A 17,522-nucleotide genomic window follows, 5' to 3' on the forward strand; every position below is an offset into this window, starting at 1 on the left:
CAGGGTGCAGCATTGCAAAGGCAAAAAGCCAGCTACCGGGGCGGTAGCTGGCTTTTTGGAAGATAGAAGCAGTTGGCCCGGCAGGGCTAGTGCGTAACCTGAATGTGTTCGGAGATGGCTTCCTTACCCTTGCCGGCGCGCAGGTTGTAGAGGCCAGCCGGCAGGTCGCGCACATCGAGCACGGCTTTGCCTTTCTCGCTTTTGCCGGCCTTCACTTTTTTGCCGTGATTGTCATACAGCTCGGCCTCAAATGGGGACGCCGTCGTACTGGGCACGAGGCTGGCTTCGGGCTGGTCCTCGTCAACAGCGGTTACGGTCAGTTCGCTGCTGGCCGGGTTGGGCGTGGCGACCAGGCGGTAGCTGCTGTACGCGGCCAGCGAGAAGGTACCGCTGCCCGCGCCGCAAGCAGAGCCGGAGAACGGGACCGTGAACTGCGCCCGCTGCCCGGCGCTGAGCGTCACCACGCCGGAGGTGTTGTTGCTATAAGTGCTCCAGCGGCCTCCATCCACCATCCCTTGCCAGGCCCCGTAGGTGCGGTTGCCGGTCGTGCTTAAGTTAATCGTGTAGGTGCCGGGCGGCACAACCGTGAAACCACTTAGCTGCCCCTGGGTGGGGGGGTAGGCCACACAGCCGCTGCCGCAGTAGTAGGAGCCGTCGATGGGAGCCGGGCCCACGCCGATGGTTGTGGTGACCGGCACCTGACAAGCGCCTACTAGCGCCGTTATCGTGACCGTACCCTGCGCGTTGGCGGCTGTGGCGGTAAACGTAGGACCCGTGCCGGTGGCGGGCGTGAAGTAGCCGGCCGGGCTTGTAGACCAGGAAACCGATGTGCCAGCCGGTAGGTTGGGAATAGAGAGCGTGACCGAGGATCCCGCGCATAACCGTCCCTGCGCGGCAGGGTTCGTGATAGTCAGCGGGGCGGAACATTCCGTCGAGCAGTAATTGCTGGCGTGGGCCAATCCCTGCATCTCGTTAAATAGCCACTCGCTATTGCGGGGCGTGAAACTGATATGGGCTACATTAAACTTAGCGCCGCTGTTCACGCTTTCCTGGGCAATGTAGCGCGCTACTCTGGGCGCGCTGGGGTTGTCAGTGAAGTTGTTAATGTACTTGGCAAACGCCGTAGTTGGCGTCACCGTGGGCACATCCAGTGCACTGTAGCTGGGCACGAAGCAGAGGTCGCCGTTGTAGAGCCGCGTGCGCAGGTAGGCCGCGTAGATGCCGTTGAGACTGCCAAGGTCGAAGCCATCGGCGCAGTTGCCCGCTTGCTGGGCCGGGTTAGTAGAGCCGCCGGGCAGCGTCTCATAGGGAAGCGTGTTGGGCGGCGATAGGGCGGATTCCTTCAGCAAATTGAACCGAATGGGAATGGTCACGCAAAATGGGCAATAACCGATGCGAATGCGATACTCCAGCCGAATATTGGCCCGACTGATAATAGCTTGCTGGCCGTAGGCGGGCAAGCCGTAGGCGCCTAAATTGCCGGTAATGCCCGCCAGACCTACGACAGGAATCGGTATCAGCACAGCCAGTGCCGACTCCGTGATGGCGACGCTAGTTGGCGTGCTCTGAGCCCGCCCGCACTGCGAGCCGTTGCTGACCGCGATGATGGAATAAGGCGCGGAGAGCGAAACCATCTGCGCATAGTCCCCGGCCCCATTGAAAAAGGTGTTGGTCCGAATGTCGGTGCCCCGGCCATTGAAGGCGTTGAGGATGGAAAGCTGCTGGGAGGCAGGTTGGTTGAGCACCCGGACGGCAGCCTTGATTTGACCATTGAGGTCGGCCAGGCTTTGCCCGAAGATAAAGGGCACATCAAAAGAACGGGTCAGGGACTGCACACCGACCGGATTGTTGGCGCCGCGCTGTGGGCTGTCGTGCAGAATGAGCAGCCGGGTGTGGGCGCCGCCAGCGTATTTGGTCATCCGGGCCAGCCCGTAGCGCGAGACCAGCCCGCCCATCGACTGGCCCATCACCACGTTCTTCTCGCCGGTGGTCCGGCCACCCACCTTGTTGTCATTCACCCAGTTCACCACGTCCTCAAACAGCCGGGCGTTGCGCACAATGTCATCGGAGCCGTTGGCATTGTCGATGTACACGATGTCGTAGCCGGCGTTCAGGAGCTTGGTTTGGAAGTTCCCCGTCACATTTCCTTGTGGACCCACAAAGTTTATGTTGATATTTTTGAAAAAATCATCAATCGTATTGTTAGGATTATTACACTCCCGCAGCTCCGGCGCAATAGAATACAAGTTGTATCCCTCGGAAATGATAAAGGACTTGGTTAACTGTGTGTGCTTCACGCCGGCCGGCGAGTTGCCGTAAATAACGAACGCGGTGCCGCCGGAATGGCTCCCGGTGGAGGAAGTAAAAGGCCGCTCAAAATCGGCTGCCGCGGAGTTGGCGGTTGCGTTAGCGGTGGTAGTGGACTTGGTGGCGCTCAGCGTGCCGGGAGCTACGCTCAGCACGTTGAAATCAAACCAGCTTTCCGGGGTGCCATTCGAATAGATAAATGGCAGCTTCACTTTTACCCGCTTGAGGCCGGCCGTGGCGTAGGTCGTGCTGACGGGTTGGTCCCAGGCACCTGGTTGGTAGCCGCGACCATCGCCGAAATCAATCTGCGGCGGGTAGGTTGACGCAGTAGCGTTGGTCAGGTATAGGTCGCGCCGGATGATGAACGAGACTCGGTTGGTTGGCGCAAACGAGCGAACCGGGGCCGCCGCAAACAAGACCTTAACCTCATAAGGATTCTGCGGCCGGCCGGCCACGTCGAACACTTGCTCGTTCTGCACCCGTAGCAGATTGTTTTGCAGCGCATCGGGTCGGATAGTGTTGTACGACATGTACTGCATACTGACGGGAATAACGCCGCCGCTGGCTGCCACCGCAGCGTCTAATCTCGTGTTATAAGTTGATAAGGTGGGTAGGGTTTCGGTACCGTACACGCGGGCATTGGCGAGCATCAGGCGCAGGTAGCGCAGCACGTCCATGTCTGTGCGGCTCGAATCGGTAAGCGTGCCGTTATAGGGCAGCAGGCTTATCAGGCGCGGGGTTGCCTCGTAGAGATAGCCAGTAGGCACCTGGCTTTTGTCGATGTTGGCGAAGATGCTGGTGAGCTTGCGCCGCAGGGAGTCGGAGCCACTGAGGGGCTCCTGCGCCTGGGCCGGACGAGCACCCAGCAGCCCGCAGGCAACCAGGAGCAAAAAGTAAAGCTTTTTCATGAGCGGGAACAGAGTTGGAAAAGAGTGAGAGAAAAGGAGGAAAAAACGAGCTACAGGCGCTTGTCGAAGCGCCCCTGCGTGACGCGCACGGTGTCGCAGCCGGGCTTGGCCAAGACAAAATCGAACGTGCCCGAGATGATGCCCGCTTGCAGGTCCAAGCGCGTGATAGTGAGCGTGCCTCGACGATAAATAGCTTTATCCCGGCTGGTAAGCTCACAACCAGTCATTCGGTCGCTTATATATGCTTCCGTATCAAGAGAGTCACGAAAACTATACGATTTAGGGGCGTAAAGTCGTGTAGCAAAAAGTATCATGTACTGGTAATTATCAGTAGGCTTTTGTTGATAACGATAAGCCCGTAAATCAAAAGCACCACCTAGAGCGCGGTCATAAACGACTCGGTAGTTCGAAGAGCCATCATTGCCTTGCGGAGTCCAGGGCTGGCCGTTGATGAGGCAGCCGAGGGTATTGGCGCCGGTCTGGGTGGCGGGCGGCAGCTGGTCCACCGGGTCGGGGTCGTCTTTCTTGCAGCCCAGCAGCAAGGCCAGGGGCAGGGTGAGTAGCAGTAGCTTGTTCATAGGGGGTAGGGAAAAGGGTGAGAATGAGCGCCTCCCGGCCGGTGAGGCGACTGCTGGCAAACGTATCGGATTGGTTTCGGCAATGCAAATGAATATTTGCGATTATGGGACATAGAAATCGAAACTTAACATAATGTTTCGTTCCGAAAAACACAGTTCTAAGCATTCCAGTCAATAAAATTTGACGACAGGCCCTTAAATTATAGGACATTGGCGGGACTATTAAAAAGTAATATCATATTATTTCGTGTTAATACAGCACGATAAGGTGTAACAACTGTTTGACAGTAAGTTGTTTACAATCAAGCCCTAGTTTCATTTGAGTTTAGTGTGGCAGGCGGAGCGGGTCGCGCCTTTTGGAGGTGGCCTGGGCTCCCCTAAACCAGCGTGAACTGGTCGGCACCCTAAACGCACTCATGGACTCTCGCTGCGTCCCTACCCCTTCGGCCCTACTCCCGGCGGCACGGCCAGCGGCTCGCCCAAAATCACGCGGCGGCCGGTCATCGTGCGCAGCAGGGGCACCAGGATTTGCTCGGCGTTGCGGCGGGTCTGGGGCAGGATGCCGCTTTGCAGGGCGGCGCGGCGCACTTGGGCCTCGGCGTAGCGGTAGCCTTCATCCACCAGCTTGGCATCCTGAAAAAAGCCGTTTTCGGTGCTGAAAACCCGGCTTTGGTCGTGGTTGACCTGGAACGAGCACAGCTCCGGGGCCGGCAGCAGCAGGCGCAGCACCGAGTCGCCTTCGAGGATGACATCCTGAGGGCGGATTTTGCGCAGGTCGAGGCAGCCGACGGCCTCGCCGCCCACCACCAGCGCCACCTTGGCGTCGGGCAGAAAGGGGTAGGCGCTGGCTTTGCGATACTCCACCACGTCCCGGAAGCGGTAGCGCACCAGCTCCAGCCGGCCCAGCGCCTCGACCTGGGTGAGCACGGTGTGGTGCGTCACCGTGACGGCCCCGCCGCTGCCCCCCAATGGGCTGAGCGCGTCCAGCGCAGGGCTGACTTTGCGCCAGAGAAACCAGCCCAGCCCCAGCAGAAACAAAAGCGGCAGCAGGCGGCGGACCAGGCGGAGCAAGGCGTTGGGCATGGCAAGGGGGGTAGGGCAAGCGGGCACCGCCCGCGCCGAGGCGCAAAGCTACCGGCTTCGGCCGGCCGCTATCTTTGGGCCACCATGTTATTTCATTCCGCAATCCGGGGAGCGCAGGACGGGCAGTGGGGGCGGCGCTGGTGGCCGGCACACGGGGCGCTGCTGGCGGGGCTGTGGCTGCTGGTGCAGACCGGCCTGCTGCTCTACTACCGCGGCCCGCGCTACGCCGCCGACAGCTGGCGCTACCTCGAATATGCCGGCAGCGTAGCGCAGCATGGCTACTACAAGTTCGCCGACCCCAACGACCGTTTCGTGTACGAGCACGGGCAGCGCTACCTGGTCTACATTCTGTTCCAGAGCTTCTGGCTGGGGCTGGGCGCGGGTTGGTGGGGCATCGTGCTGGGGCAGGTGCTGGCCTCGGGCCTGGCGGCCCGCGCCCTCTACGGCGCCCTCCGGCAGCTGGCGGGGGGCCGAACGGGCGCGGCAGCCCTGGCCACGGGCCTGTTCATTCTCTGGCCCGACATTCAGCGCTTCAACTGCTTTCTGCTCACCGAGTCGCTGTTCATCAGCCTTTCGGTGCTCGCGTTTGCGGCCCTGGTGCAGGTGTGGGCAGGCGGCGGGCGGGCGGCCTGGCTGGGCCTGGGCCTCGTGCTGGGACTTACGCTGCTGGCCCGGCCCAACGGCTTCGTGGTGGCGGCGGCGGCCGGGGTAGCGGGCCTGGCCCAGCTGGCTCAGCGGCCGGGCCGCCGGCTGTTCTGGACGGCCGTGGGCCTGCTGACGCTGGCGGTACCGCTGCTGCTCGGGGCCCTCAACCAGCAGCTGAACACGTTTTTTATTGTCGAAACCTATGCGCGCGGTGAGCTGATGTTCGGGGCCCGCGCCTGGGCGCAGCATCCGGCGGCGGCGCTCCAGCTGCCGCCGGCCGGCCTGGGCCAGGTGCCGCGGGTGCTGTATTTTGCCGCCCACAACCCCGAATTTCTGCTGCAGCTCATGCTGGGCAAGCTGTTCGTGTTTGCCAGCGGCCTCAAGCCGCAATACTCCCGGCTGCACTGCCTGGCCAACGCCCTCGTGCTCTGGCCGGCTTACTGGCTGGCGGCGCGGGGCGCCCGCCGGCCCGACGTGTGGCTGCCGGCGCGGGCCTTTCTACTGGCCGTGCCGCTGCTGCAAGCCGGCGTCGTCATGCTCACCGTTGATGACTGGGACGTGCGCTTTCTGGCCCCGGTGCTGCCGTTCGTGTTCGGGCTGGCCGCGCTGGGCGCGGCGCGGGGGCTGGCGGCGCGCTTCCCTACCCCCCCGCCCGGCGCCGGAGTGCCCGCCGGCCGGTAGTAACGCATTCATCACGGCGCAGCAACGGCCAGATAACGCGCAGCCCAGAAATTTGCAGTAGATAATAACTGCCTTTTCCCCACCAGCACTGATGAAAAAGCTCACTATTCGCTGGAACCACTGGCTGCGGCAACTGGCTGCCGCGATGCGGCCCACGGCCGGGCCGGGCGCCGAGACCGGCCTGTTTGTATGAGCCAGACTGCCTGCCGCTGCTTCGGCTACCGCGTTGGCCGTTTTGGCTACCGCCGCCCGGCCACCCGACCCACCGGTTCCCTACCCCCCTTGCCAGCGGCCAACGCCAGTGCGGGACACTAAAGCCGGTCAGCAACTTCGTCTTTCCAAGCGCCAAAAAAGCCCGGAGCAGAACGCTCCAGGCTTGGAAGGGGATAGCTGTTAGTTGAGTTGCTGGCTGTTTGCAATTATTCGGCAGAGCACTAACAACCAGCAACTTATAACCAGTAACTAACTTACTCGAAGATGTAGCGCAGGCCGACTTGGGCGCGCCAGCGGCTGGCCAGGTCGGTGCTGGTGAAGAAGGTCTGGCTGGGGCCACGGTAGGTGTAGGCGGGCGTGTTGGGGGTGGCCACGTTGTAGCTGGCCTCAATGAGGCGGTTGTTGCCTACAAACTGGCGGTTGCCCCAGCTGCGGTTGAGCAGGTTGCCCAGGTTGAGGATGTCGAGGCTGACTTGCAGGGTGTTGCGCCGGCCGCCACTGGTCTTGATGGAGAAATCCTGGAGCAGCTTGGCGTCGAGCTGGGTATACCAGGGGCTCAGGGCGCCGTTGCGCGCCACGGTCTGCCCGCGGCGGCTGCGCAGGTAGTCGTCCTGGCCGATGTAAGCGGCGAGCTGCTGGTACTGCTGGGCGGCCGACGTCACGACGACGGTCTGGCCGGCGGCGTTGGTCGTGGTGATGTCGACCAGGTTAATCTGGTCGCGCGAGGCGGGCACGAACAGCAGGTCGTTGCCCGGAATGCCGTCGCGGTTGAGGTCGCCGGCGTAGGTGTAGCTGAAGCGGTTGCCCTGGCCGGCCTCGAAGAAGAAGCCCAGCGTGGTAGCCAGATGGTCGTCGGCATAGGCGAAGCGGCGGCCGGCGGCGGCAATCACGCGGTGCTGAAGGCCGAAGTCGCTGTACGCCAGCCGGGGCTGGTTGGGGTTGCTCACGATGGGCAGGCGCTGGAAGGCGTCGCCGGCAATCTCGCCGGGGTTGGAGGTGATGTCCTTGGCCTGGGCGTAGGTGTAGGCCGCCGTAGCGTAGAAGCCGTTGGCGAATTCCTTGCGCAGCTGGCCGGTGAGCGAATACTGGTAGCCTTTGTTGGTATTTTCCAAGGTAATCAGGCCCGCGTCGAGGAAAGTGGGCTGGCCGTCAGGACCGTTGAACGGACCGTTGGCGGTGCCGAAGTCATACAGGCGCGGGCCGCTGGCCGGGTACACGAGGCGGTTGTCGGCGCCCGCTAGCTGCACCGTGGGGGCGCCGATGTTGTAGTTGCGGTGCACGGCCGCGTTGCGGTCCTTCGAGTAGATGGCCTCCACCGTGCCGATGATGCCGCCCGGTAGCGTCTGATCAATAGCCAGGTTCGAGCGCCACACCTGCGGAAACCGGAAGTCCTTGCCCGTGGCGTTAATCTGGAAGGTGTAGGAGTTGTCGAAGCTGGCGTTGGAGGCCTGGTTGCTAATCCAGACGAACGGAATGCGGCCGGTGAAGATGCCGGTGCCGCCGCGCACCTGGGTTTTGGCGCCCTCGCCCTGCGAGGTGTAGTTGAAGCCCAGGCGGGGCGAAAACAGCGGCTTGTTGCTCGGAAACTGCGATACGTCGACCCGCGTCGGCTGTCCTTCCGAGTTCTGGAACGTGGCGGCCGTAATCTGAGCGTTCGGTGCCACGTCGGTGCCGTAGATGGGCATATCGGCGCGCAGGCCCAGGGTCAGCTTCAGGGCCGGGTTAAGCTGGTACTCATCCTGCACGTAGAGGCCGAGCTGGGCCACGGTCACGTCGACCTGCTTGATGGGGCGCTGCCCGCCGGCCGTCGCCAGGGCGTTTAAGTCCAAGAAGGCTAGGTTTGGGTTTGTGGCCGTGCCGGGGCGAGTTAGGGCCAGGAAGTCGGCTACGTCGAAGCGGCCGTAGCCGTAGCGCTGGAGGTTGAAGCCGTTGACGAAGTTGAACCGCTCGTAGTTGACGCCGCCGGTGATGATGTGGGCGCCGGCGAAGTAACTCAGGTTGTCGTTAAACTGGAAGATGTTCTGGTCGAGCAGGTTGTTGGCCGAAAACTGCTCGGTGCCCACGCTGGCGTAGGTCGTGCCGCCCTGAGTAATGTCGATTTGCGGAAAAAACGGCTGGCCGGGCAGGTCGCGCTTGTCGCGGAAGGCCGAGAAGCTGGCCTGGGCCTTGTTGCTGAACTTGCCGCCGCCAAACGTGCTGTTCAGCTCGGCCACGAGCGAGTTCAGGTTGTTGTTAATCGTGTAGCCGGAGTTAGCGAATTGCAGGGTGTTGACGCCCGGCACGCGCGAGGACGGCGCGATGGCAATCGGGTGCGGCCCCTGCTCGCGGTAGCTTTTGAGGTAGTTATAGCGCAGCGAAAACGTGTTCGAGGAGCTGATGTTCCAGTCGAGCTTAGCCAGAATCTTATCCGAATACGTGCGGTAGTTGAAGCCCTGAAAGGCGCCGGGGTCGTAGCCGTAGACCGTGCGCAGCCGCTCGCGGATGGCCGTCAGGTCGGAGGCCAGCACCCGACTCACGCCGTTGAGCTGCCCGCTCTGGGCCTGCTGGGCTTCGGCGGCGCTGGCGGCGGGCCGGAAGGTCTGGCCGGGGTCGGTCTGCCGGGTCAGCTCGGCGTTGGTGAAGAAGAAGAGCTTGTTCTTGATAATCGGGCCGCCCAGGGCGAAGCCGGTCTGGTTGAACTGCAGGTCGGGGTTGGTGACCTTGGCGCCTTCAATGCGCTGGCCAATCAGGTTTTCGTTGCGGTAAAACGTGTAGACCGTGCCCCGGAAGTCGTTGGTGCCGCTTTTGGTCACGGCGTTGATGCCGGCGCCAGTGAAGCCGCCCTGGCGCACGTCGTAGGGCGCGAGGCTGACTTGAATCTGCTCGATGGCGTCGAGGCTCACGGGCTGCGAATTGGTCTGGCCGCCGGGGGTAGGCGAGTCGAGGCCGAACGAGTTGTTGAAGATGGAGCCGTCGAGCGAGAAGTTGTTATACAGGGTGTTGCGCCCGCCGAAGCTCTGCCCGCTGGCCTGGGGCGTGAGGCGCGTGAAGTCTTCCTGCGAGCGGTTAATCGTGGGCAGCGTGCGGATGGCGGTGGAGCTGATGTTGGTCACGGCGCCGGTGCGGTCGGGATTAATCTGGGCGTCGCGGTTGCCGCGCACCACCACTTCCTCCAGCTTCTGCCCGCTGCCCTCGCTGAGCGTGACGCGGGTCTCGAACGTCTTGCCGAGCACGAGCTGCGCATTGTTTTGCACGAAGGTCTCGTAGCCCACGAACGAGACCTTAATCTCGTAAGGCCCGCCGATGCGCAGGTTGAGCAGGTCAAACTGCCCGTTGTCGCGGGTTGCGTTGCCGTAGGTCGTGCCCGAGGGCAGGTGCGTGGCCAGCACCGTGGCGCCGGGCAGCGGCTGCCCCTTGGCGTCGAGAACCAGGCCCTTGATGGCCGAGGTCGTCACGCCCTGGGCCGTTGCCTTGTCAACGCTCGTGAAAAGCATAAAGCCGAGCAGGATGAACAGTAGAATTCTGTCTTTCATAAGAAGCGCTTTTTTATTTATCCAGGGCATTTCCCCGGATTTTCAGCGCAAAGCTAGGATTAACTAATTGTGAACTCGGCTTGCATAACAATTTGGTAATCCTGGGGTAACATAACTTTATCTGAGAATCAGCTAACAACTACTGGTAGGTCTCTTCGCCTAGCCGGCCGGCGTCAGGTCGCAAAAAAGCCCGGTGCCTTGCGGGCACCGGGCTTTGTAAGAAGCTGCTAATCAATCGCAATATTCTAGAGCGAGGTGTCGTAGTCCTGCTCGTTGCTGTTGGCCAAGCCGCCGGAGCTGCCCTGGCCGCTGCCCACCGAGGAAGAGGCCGAGGAGCTGCTGCCGTAGGTGCTGCCGCTGCGGTAGCTGCCTTGCTGGCTGCTGCCGCCCAAACCGCCCTTCGTGCCGCGGTCACTCTGGTTTTGGCTGCTGCCGTAGCCACTGCTGCCGCTACCGCCGCTGCCAAAGTCATTATCGGAGCTGCTGGCGCCGCGGCCATAGGCACCGCCGCCGCTGCCACCTATGGTGCCACCCGTAGCGCGGCGCTCGGTGCCGTAGGAAGAAACGTCGGAGCGGCTACCCGATTCGGCGTTGCGGCGCGAGGCTGATTTGCCGCCCGCGTAGCCGGCCCACGAACCCTGGCGATAGTTTCCCGACCGGCCGCCGGAGCGGTAGCTGGCCTCGTCATCCGACCCGGACGAGCGCTTGGACTTCGACTTGCCGCCGCGGGTGCTCAGATAAGCTACGCCGGCCAGCAGCAGGGCGCCGCCCACCACTTTCTGGGTCGTGCTCAGCGCGCTGACGCTGCCCAGGGCCTTGGTGCCCCACTCTTTGGCCGCTTGCGGCAGCTGATTGGCATTCTTGAGCACGCCCGACTCATCGAGCCACTTCTTGCCGGCCTGCACGGCCGTATCAACTATACTGCTGCTGTCGCTGGCGCGGCTTTCCGCGCCCGTATCCTGGCCGCCGGTGAAAGTGCCGGACTGCTGCTGGGTGTTCTGATACGAGGACTGGGCAAAAGCGCCGCTGTTGGCTGCTCCCTGGTCGGGAGTCTGGGCGTGGTTGTCCTGCTGGTTGTTGGCGGCGTCCTGGGTCTGATCGGTAGCGCCTTGTTTGCGAGTGGTAGCCATGAGGGTAGAAGAATAGAAGTAGATGAGAAGAAAACCGGCCGCGGGCCGCGCGGCAGTGCTGGCTATTCGTAATTCCGGCGGGTTAGGTTGCCTGGCCCCGGCCAATTGCGGCCGACCACGGCCAAGGTAGGGCCAATGAACTCAGCCTTTTGGTCTTTTCCCTACCCCCCGGCCAGACCATAATCTGCCGCTGAAACCAAGCCGCGCGCCCAGCACGCGCCCAGCAACTATCGGGGCGGCAATGGAGTAAACCAAGCTGCCGGCTTCAGCTAGCACTTCCCCCTACCTTCCACCTTCCTGTTCCCTACCCCCCTATTAATGGCTAAAGACCCCAACCTCCACACTGCCCTCGTCACCGGCGCCGCTTCCGGCATCGGCCAGGAGCTGGCCCACCTGCTGGCCAAAGACCAGTACCAGCTCATCCTGGTGGACCAGAATCCGGGCGGCTTGACCGCGTTTGCCGAGCACCTGCGCTCGGTACACCACATCGAGCCCACGCTTATCACCCAGGACCTGAGCCAGATGGGAGCCGCCCAGAAAGTGTACGACGCCGTCCAGCAGAAGGGCCTCAGCGTTGATATCCTCATCAATGACGCCGGCTTCGGCGAATTTGGCCCTTTTCTGGAGGCGGATATCCAGCGCAACTCCGACGTCATCCACACCAACATCCTGGCCCTGGTCGAGCTGACGTACCTGTTTGGCAATGACATGAAGCAGCGCGGCCACGGCCGCATTTTGCAGCTGGGCTCAACGGCCGCCTACACGCCCTCGCCCAACATGGCCGTGTACTCGGCCACCAAGTCGTTCGTGCTCAGCTTCTCCGAGGCGCTGGCCAATGAGCTGAAGGAAAGCGGCGTGACCGTGACCACGCTCTGCCCCGGCGCCACCGACACCGAGTTTTTCGAAGCAGCTGGCGCCGAAAATACCAAAGCGGCTCAAGGCAGCCTTGCCGATGCCAAGGACGTGGCCAAGGACGGCTACGAGGCCCTGATGAACGGCGAGGTGCGCGTAATTTCGGGCATCACCAATAAGATTCAGGCCATGCTCAGCAATGTCGAGCCCGACACGATGATTGCCAGCATGATGAAGAAGATGTTCACCGAGAAGTAGTAAGAAGCAGAAAGACGGTCATGCTGAGCCCCGCGAAGCATCTCGCTCGGGGAAGTAATTCTATCATTGTTCCTTTATTTTGGATAGTCAGCGGTCGAGATGCTGCGCGGGGCTCAGCATGACCGTCTTGCTTCTTAAATCAAAAAGCCCCTGGTGTTATCACCAGGGGCTTTTTTATGCCCACACCGCCCGGCGCCTACCGCACCCGAAAGCGCCCCGCCCGGTGCGCCTGCTCACCGACCACGCGGCGCGCCTCCTCGCGGGCTTCTACCTCATACTTATTGTGGTAGTAGCCGACCCGCGCCGATTCCAGCAGGTATTTGGCCAGAAACGGCAAAAAGCCGTGCTCCCGAAACTGCCGGATGTGGACCAGCTCGTGGGCCACCCACTCCGGCTCGGCCAGAAACTCGCGGCGCGAGGCGCCGCTCAAATGCACGGTCTGGCCGATGACCATCGCCACGCGGCGGGTGCCCAACACGAGGCGGGCAATGCGGGCCAACGGCGAAAAAACCAGGGTGCGGGGCGAAGTCGTCATAAGGCTATATAAAGGCGCCAGGTACGGGCAACTCCGGGCAGTGGTTGCAAGCGGCCCGAACTTTTTTTGCCTGATTTATTAGACTTTAGCTGGAAACCTTGACTTTTTTTCAGTTAAAATGGCTGAGCTGCGAGAAAGTTACCCTAGCTTTGGCTCAACGGTCGAGAAATATCTAATTTAAAAAGTCTTTCTCCGGCCGCTCTTTACTCACTTTTCCCCCCGCGGTAGTCGCCGCTTTGCCTAGCGCAATAGACCCTCATTTTTCTTACCCGGCAGGCCAGCTTCAGGGCGCCCGCCGGGGCCACCCACCCGACGACCAATGAAGAACCCGCTCCTGTATTGCCTCGCCGCTGCCGCTCTGACGCTCTCCTTCTGCTTCGAAAAACTGCCCGATGCCTCGGCCTCGGCTGGCGCCCCCTCCTCCCAGGTGGCCCCGGCCGTAGCCGAGGCATCGCTGCTACCCGCTTTTTCGGACTCCGTGGCCGCTCCCACCGGCCGCCCGGCACTCCCGGCTCCAGCCGCCGCCCGCGACTCGCTGGCCTACGGCTACTACGCCCAGACCCTGGGCCTGAAGCTGGCCCACACCGAGAACAAGAGCCTTTTGCAGACCGTCATTGACTGGGTCGGGACACCTTATCGCTACGGGGCCGCCTCGCGCCAGGGCACCGACTGCTCGGGCTTCGTGACGCGGGTGTTTCAGCAGGTGTACGGCATCACCTTGCAGCGCTCGTCGCGCTCCATGTTTTCGCGGGCGCAGCGCGTGGCCAAAGCCGACCTGCAGCCCGGCGACCTCGTATTCTTCCGGCATCAGGGCGGTGCCATCTACCACGTGGGCATCTACCTCAAGAACGGCAAGTTCGCCCACTCGGCCACCAACGGCGGCGTGATGGTCAGCTCGCTGAGCCAGCCTTACTACCAGCGCAACTTCTACGCCGCCGGCCGCATGAGCGGCGTGCAGGCCGCCAACGCCAGCGCCGCCGCTACCAGCCAAGCGGATGCCGGGCCGGGCGCCGACGCCGGCCACTAACTCCCTACCCCCCTCGCCGGACCCAAACCCACCTGAAGCCCCGCTCTGCTCGTCAGGGCGGGGCTTTGCGGTGCCGATAGCGGGGCGATTAGCACCAACCTGAGGCGGCCAGAAGCAGTATAAGCCAGCCCCAGCCGGGCTATTCCAACCCTCACCGACCCGTACCCCCGAACGCTATGCAGTCTGTCCGTCCGCTTGAAGAGGTGCTCGATACGCCGCAGAAAAAGCTGTCCTTCTTCCAAAACCTGATTCTGGTGGCCGCCGCCGACGGGCAGCTCGACGACAGCGAAAGCCAGTTTCTGCTTTTAATTGGCAACCGCCTGGGTTTCAAGCCCGACGAGGTGATGCCCATTGCCGACAACCTGAGTGTGCTGAGCTTCGTGGTGGCCTCGGAAGGTCCGCAGCGCACCCTGGAGCTGCAAACGCTGGTGCAGATGATGCTGCAAGACGGCCGGATTGACCCGCGCGAGTATGGCCTGTGCCTGGAATATGCCCACCGCATCGGCTACGGCAAGCAGATTCTCGATGATATGGTGAGCCAGCTGGCCGGCGGCGAGCCCGCCCCCAACAACCCGCCGACGGTGAGCTAAAGCAGGGCACCTTAGCGGCCTTTCACGCCCGGATATAGCCTCCGCACCGGGTCGCTCTGCACAAATTCCTTGGTGCGCACGTTCATCATCGTCAGGTGGCCGCCGTAGGCCGCGCCCTGGTCCACGTTCCACACGTTGGCCCGTTTGACCGGCTTGGAGCGGGCGGGCCAGGTCGGGGTGTGGCCGATAAAGCACTCCTGATAGGCCCTCGCCTGCAAGCCTTTTTCCCAGAACTCGCGCATCCATACCAACTCCAGCGGGTCCTGCCCCGCAATGGGCTGGGTGGGGTCGTAGCCGGCGTGCACGTAGAGGTTGCCTTCATCCTCGAAGTACGGCCGCTGCTGGTCGAAGAACGCCTGGTAGTGCTGCTGAATCTGTTCGTGCGGGCCGCGCAGGTACGCGTCGTAAGTGGCCCGGCCGCCTTGCTTATACCAGCTTTGGTCCAGCTCCTCGAAGGGGGGCCGCGTCACCATCCACTCCGTCGTCCAGGCGTCGTGGTTGCCTTGCAGCCAGATGCTGTTCGGAATATGCAGCAGCCGCTCGATGCACTCCGGCGTTTCGGGCCAGCCGTCGGACACGTCGCCAATCTGGATGAGGCGGTCGAGGCCGGGACGGAAAGGGCTGCGCTCCAACACCTGGTCGAGCGCGCGGCAGGCGCCATGAAGGTCGCCCAGTACGTAGGTTTCCATGCCCACACTACGCCGCAGAAAGTTTCGGGGATGAAGCCGGCTTCTCGCAAAAACGGCAAGCAGAACCGTAGGCGGGCAAAACCAGTCGCCGGCAGGCTGCCGGCGCCGCGCAGGTTGCGACGGCCGATTTCTGCCCCCAGCGCCGCTTCCGGATTCAACCCCTACTCCCTAAAACCAGTATAAGCCGGCGGCAGCCCCGCTGCTTTCTTCACTTTCCCTACCCCCTATGGACCCTCGCAACCCCTCCGGCAACGACGTTGCCGCCTCCGCTCTGTTCAAGAAGTTTCTTGGCAAGGCGGAAGCTTATATTCAGCAGCCCACCCGCCTCAAACAGCTGCTGACCGATGCCTATCAAAAGGCCAGCGAGAAAAATGAGGTGGGCACGCTGGCCCACGAAGCCTGGACCACCTTACAAAGCCTGTTCCGGCTGGTGCGCGCCGCCGCCTCGGGCGAGTACACCGGCGTGCCCGGCACTACGATCGCCGCCGCCGTGGCCGTGTTCATCTATTTTCTGAGTCCGATTGACCTGATTCCCGATTTCATTCCGGTACTCGGTATGCTCGACGACGTGGCGCTGGTCGCCTGGTTCTCGACCACCATCAAGCATGAGTTAGAAAAGTTTGCTGATTGGGAAACCAGCAGCGCGGCTGTGGTAGAAGACCACCGGCCGGCCGCTCAACCGGCCGCCAGCGGCGCTTATTCCCCTACCGATAAGGAAACCCAGGCTTCTACTTTCGCGGCGGCCAGCACGGCTACCGCTTCCTCTGGCAACTACGCCAAGCATCGCGCCGACGCCCTTGACGAGCAAGGTGAAGCGGCCCCCGACGCTGACAACATGACCGCCGGCAACAAGAGCGGCGGCACCACTGCCTTATCAGACTCCGACCGCGACCGGGCCCAGCCGGCCTCGCAATCCGCCAAAAACGCCGGCACCATCGACCTGCCCTCGGCTCCCGCTCTGAGCTGCCAATCGGCCACCGACGCCGGTCTGGGCTCGCCCAGCAGCAGCACGAGCGCCCCCGTGCATAATGCCGGCCCCGACGTACGCCCCAGCTCGCCCAACGGCGGTGGAGGCGACGACACGTTCAACACCAGCGGCAGCCGTGAAGGCAGCCGCACCGGCGGCATGGATGCGGGCGGCAACGTGCGGTAGACCGCCGTGCCTAATGAGTTTCCTCTTCTAAAAGAGTGAATGCCTGTCTTTCCGATAAATTCACATCATAAAAGGTATTTTATGAATATGTCTGAAAGCCGCTAGTAGAACTGTCACTAAGTGACAGTTCTACTAGCGGCTTTCTTTTCATTTAGAGTCATGATGGACAGGGTTTATAGAATTCTACCCCCCTTCTTTCGATAATTAAGTCGCACTAACGCACGTAGCATCAAAAACGCAACAGCTATACTGGCCATTAAAAGGAAAGTGTAGCCAATTGATTCAACCCAGTAGGATGTTGAAAATGACATGATTATCATATAAAAAGAGGGTTAATATATTAGGGAATAGTTAATGTACCAACTCCGCGAGTAGGAGAGATTGTACCATATATAGTTTTTGTAGTGCTCCAAACCCCTCCTACTTCTTTCAGAAGCCCTACTTGGAAGGAGTACGTATCGGTAGTCGCGTTGTACTTAGTTAGAGTGCCGTCACCTACCTGAGTTACCTTAGTGAGCCACGTCACACCATTTAGAGTCACAACTATTTTTTTGAGGTCCTTAGTTACTGTATTTAACTCGACCTTTACGTTGATTACTTGGTAGGTATTGGGGCTCAGCCGCAACGTAGCGGCATAGTTACCTAATGTAGGAGTGGTTTGTTGAACAGTAGCTAATTCATCGTAAATGCCGTTGGGAAAACTGGTTCCACTAGTCCCGCCGCCACTACCACTGCCCCCACCCCCGCCTCCACCATCACCGCCTCCACCACCATAGTCACCCCCAGAGCATTCTCTACCTACGTACTCTCTACCTACTATTTCTCCAGTATATGTATTATAATATACATCCCAATAGTCATAGCACTCTAGTGTACGAGAAACTTCACCGGTCTTATCCGGTTTTTTTTCACTTGATTGACTTAAAGTTTTTTCACGTCTGGTTTCAAGTTGGCTACCATCGACTGTATTACCTTCACTCTCAGTCTCTTTTGTCAACTTGGCATCGCTAATTGTATCAGCACTAGCAGCAATTGGGGCTGTCTCTTCTTTTGTACATGCTTGAGCGCTGATGATAAGTATACTCAGTGTAATGCTCCGAAGAAAAATGGAAAAGTCTTTCATAAAATGAAGGTAATGATGAAAGTAAGCTGACTTCGACGGCTAATCTACAGATAATTATTGATTAATTTCTATTTTGAGTCCATTGTTACAAGCATAAGCGGCTCTGCTCAAAAAGAACTATCCTAATAAATTGGCCCATTTAGAAAAGGAACCCCTTAATACCTTCAATGAAGAACGAGGAGGGAAGAATGAAAAATCAGTGGTCAAGGCCATTTATTTTTCATTCCTCCCTCCTCAT

14 protein-coding genes are annotated in these 17,522 nt (G+C 60.9%); 6 read left to right on the plus strand and 8 right to left on the minus strand.

The window, feature by feature from the left end:
• Positions 1–86: 86 nt before the first annotated feature.
• From ACFE70_RS02880 to ACFE70_RS02890, 3 genes are all read right to left on the minus strand, one after another.
• Entirely contained in the window at positions 87–3,215 is a 3,129-nt protein-coding gene (locus ACFE70_RS02880; protein WP_375416206.1) for a T9SS type A sorting domain-containing protein, read from the minus strand.
• A 50-nt stretch (positions 3,216–3,265) separates the two neighbouring features.
• A complete protein-coding gene (locus ACFE70_RS02885; protein ID WP_375416207.1) occupies positions 3,266–3,793 on the minus strand; it encodes a hypothetical protein in 528 nt (175 codons plus the stop codon).
• A 435-nt stretch (positions 3,794–4,228) separates the two neighbouring features.
• Positions 4,229–4,876 carry a DUF4230 domain-containing protein gene (locus tag ACFE70_RS02890; protein WP_375416208.1) on the minus strand — a complete coding sequence of 216 codons (648 nt, stop codon included), beginning with the start codon at positions 4,874–4,876 and terminating at the stop codon, positions 4,229–4,231.
• A gap of 84 nt (positions 4,877–4,960) precedes the next feature.
• Here ACFE70_RS02890 and ACFE70_RS02895 point away from each other — a divergent pair, with 84 nt between their 5' ends.
• Together ACFE70_RS02895 and ACFE70_RS02900 are read left to right on the plus strand one after the other, a co-directional pair.
• Positions 4,961–6,202: a hypothetical protein gene (locus tag ACFE70_RS02895; protein ID WP_375416209.1), complete on the plus strand. Its 1,242-nt coding sequence runs from the start codon at positions 4,961–4,963 to the stop codon at positions 6,200–6,202.
• Positions 6,203–6,391: 189 nt separating this feature from the next.
• Complete coding sequence (locus ACFE70_RS02900; protein WP_375416210.1) at positions 6,392–6,517, plus strand: hypothetical protein; 126 nt, start codon at positions 6,392–6,394, stop codon at positions 6,515–6,517.
• Between the two features lie 152 nt (positions 6,518–6,669).
• On the opposite strand, the gene ACFE70_RS02905 is transcribed toward ACFE70_RS02900, so the two are convergent.
• Complete coding sequence (locus tag ACFE70_RS02905) at positions 6,670–9,927, minus strand: carboxypeptidase regulatory-like domain-containing protein (RefSeq protein WP_375416211.1); 3,258 nt, start codon at positions 9,925–9,927, stop codon at positions 6,670–6,672.
• 245 nt (positions 9,928–10,172) lie between these two features.
• A complete protein-coding gene (locus tag ACFE70_RS02910) occupies positions 10,173–11,057 on the minus strand; it encodes a hypothetical protein (protein ID WP_375416212.1) in 885 nt (294 codons plus the stop codon).
• A 318-nt stretch (positions 11,058–11,375) separates the two neighbouring features.
• Between ACFE70_RS02910 and ACFE70_RS02915 the strand changes: the two genes are divergently transcribed.
• On the plus strand, positions 11,376–12,167 hold the full coding sequence (locus ACFE70_RS02915; protein WP_375416213.1) for an SDR family NAD(P)-dependent oxidoreductase: 792 nt from the start codon (positions 11,376–11,378) through the stop codon (positions 12,165–12,167).
• A 196-nt stretch (positions 12,168–12,363) separates the two neighbouring features.
• Here ACFE70_RS02915 and ACFE70_RS02920 read toward each other — a convergent pair whose 3' ends face one another.
• Entirely contained in the window at positions 12,364–12,702 is a 339-nt protein-coding gene (locus ACFE70_RS02920; RefSeq protein ID WP_375416214.1) for a hypothetical protein, read from the minus strand.
• A gap of 319 nt (positions 12,703–13,021) precedes the next feature.
• On the opposite strand from ACFE70_RS02920, the gene ACFE70_RS02925 reads away from it, so the two are divergent.
• Entirely contained in the window at positions 13,022–13,729 is a 708-nt protein-coding gene (locus tag ACFE70_RS02925) for a C40 family peptidase (RefSeq protein WP_375416215.1), read from the plus strand.
• A 176-nt stretch (positions 13,730–13,905) separates the two neighbouring features.
• Positions 13,906–14,319, plus strand: a complete 414-nt coding sequence (locus ACFE70_RS02930) for a TerB family tellurite resistance protein (protein ID WP_375416216.1) — start codon at positions 13,906–13,908, stop codon at positions 14,317–14,319.
• An 11-nt stretch (positions 14,320–14,330) separates the two neighbouring features.
• Here the strand turns inward: ACFE70_RS02930 and ACFE70_RS02935 are convergent, their stop codons facing one another.
• Positions 14,331–15,008 carry a metallophosphoesterase gene (locus ACFE70_RS02935; RefSeq protein ID WP_375416217.1) on the minus strand — a complete coding sequence of 226 codons (678 nt, stop codon included), beginning with the start codon at positions 15,006–15,008 and terminating at the stop codon, positions 14,331–14,333.
• A gap of 226 nt (positions 15,009–15,234) precedes the next feature.
• On the opposite strand from ACFE70_RS02935, the gene ACFE70_RS02940 reads away from it, so the two are divergent.
• Positions 15,235–16,161 carry a DUF1232 domain-containing protein gene (locus tag ACFE70_RS02940; RefSeq protein WP_375416218.1) on the plus strand — a complete coding sequence of 309 codons (927 nt, stop codon included), beginning with the start codon at positions 15,235–15,237 and terminating at the stop codon, positions 16,159–16,161.
• Positions 16,162–16,501: 340 nt separating this feature from the next.
• Here the strand turns inward: ACFE70_RS02940 and ACFE70_RS02945 are convergent, their stop codons facing one another.
• Complete coding sequence (locus ACFE70_RS02945) at positions 16,502–17,284, minus strand: hypothetical protein (RefSeq protein ID WP_375416219.1); 783 nt, start codon at positions 17,282–17,284, stop codon at positions 16,502–16,504.
• Positions 17,285–17,522: the final 238 nt, after the last annotated feature.

This window comes from uncultured Hymenobacter sp. (assembly GCF_964243305.1).
Lineage (GTDB): Bacteria > Bacteroidota > Bacteroidia > Cytophagales > Hymenobacteraceae > Hymenobacter.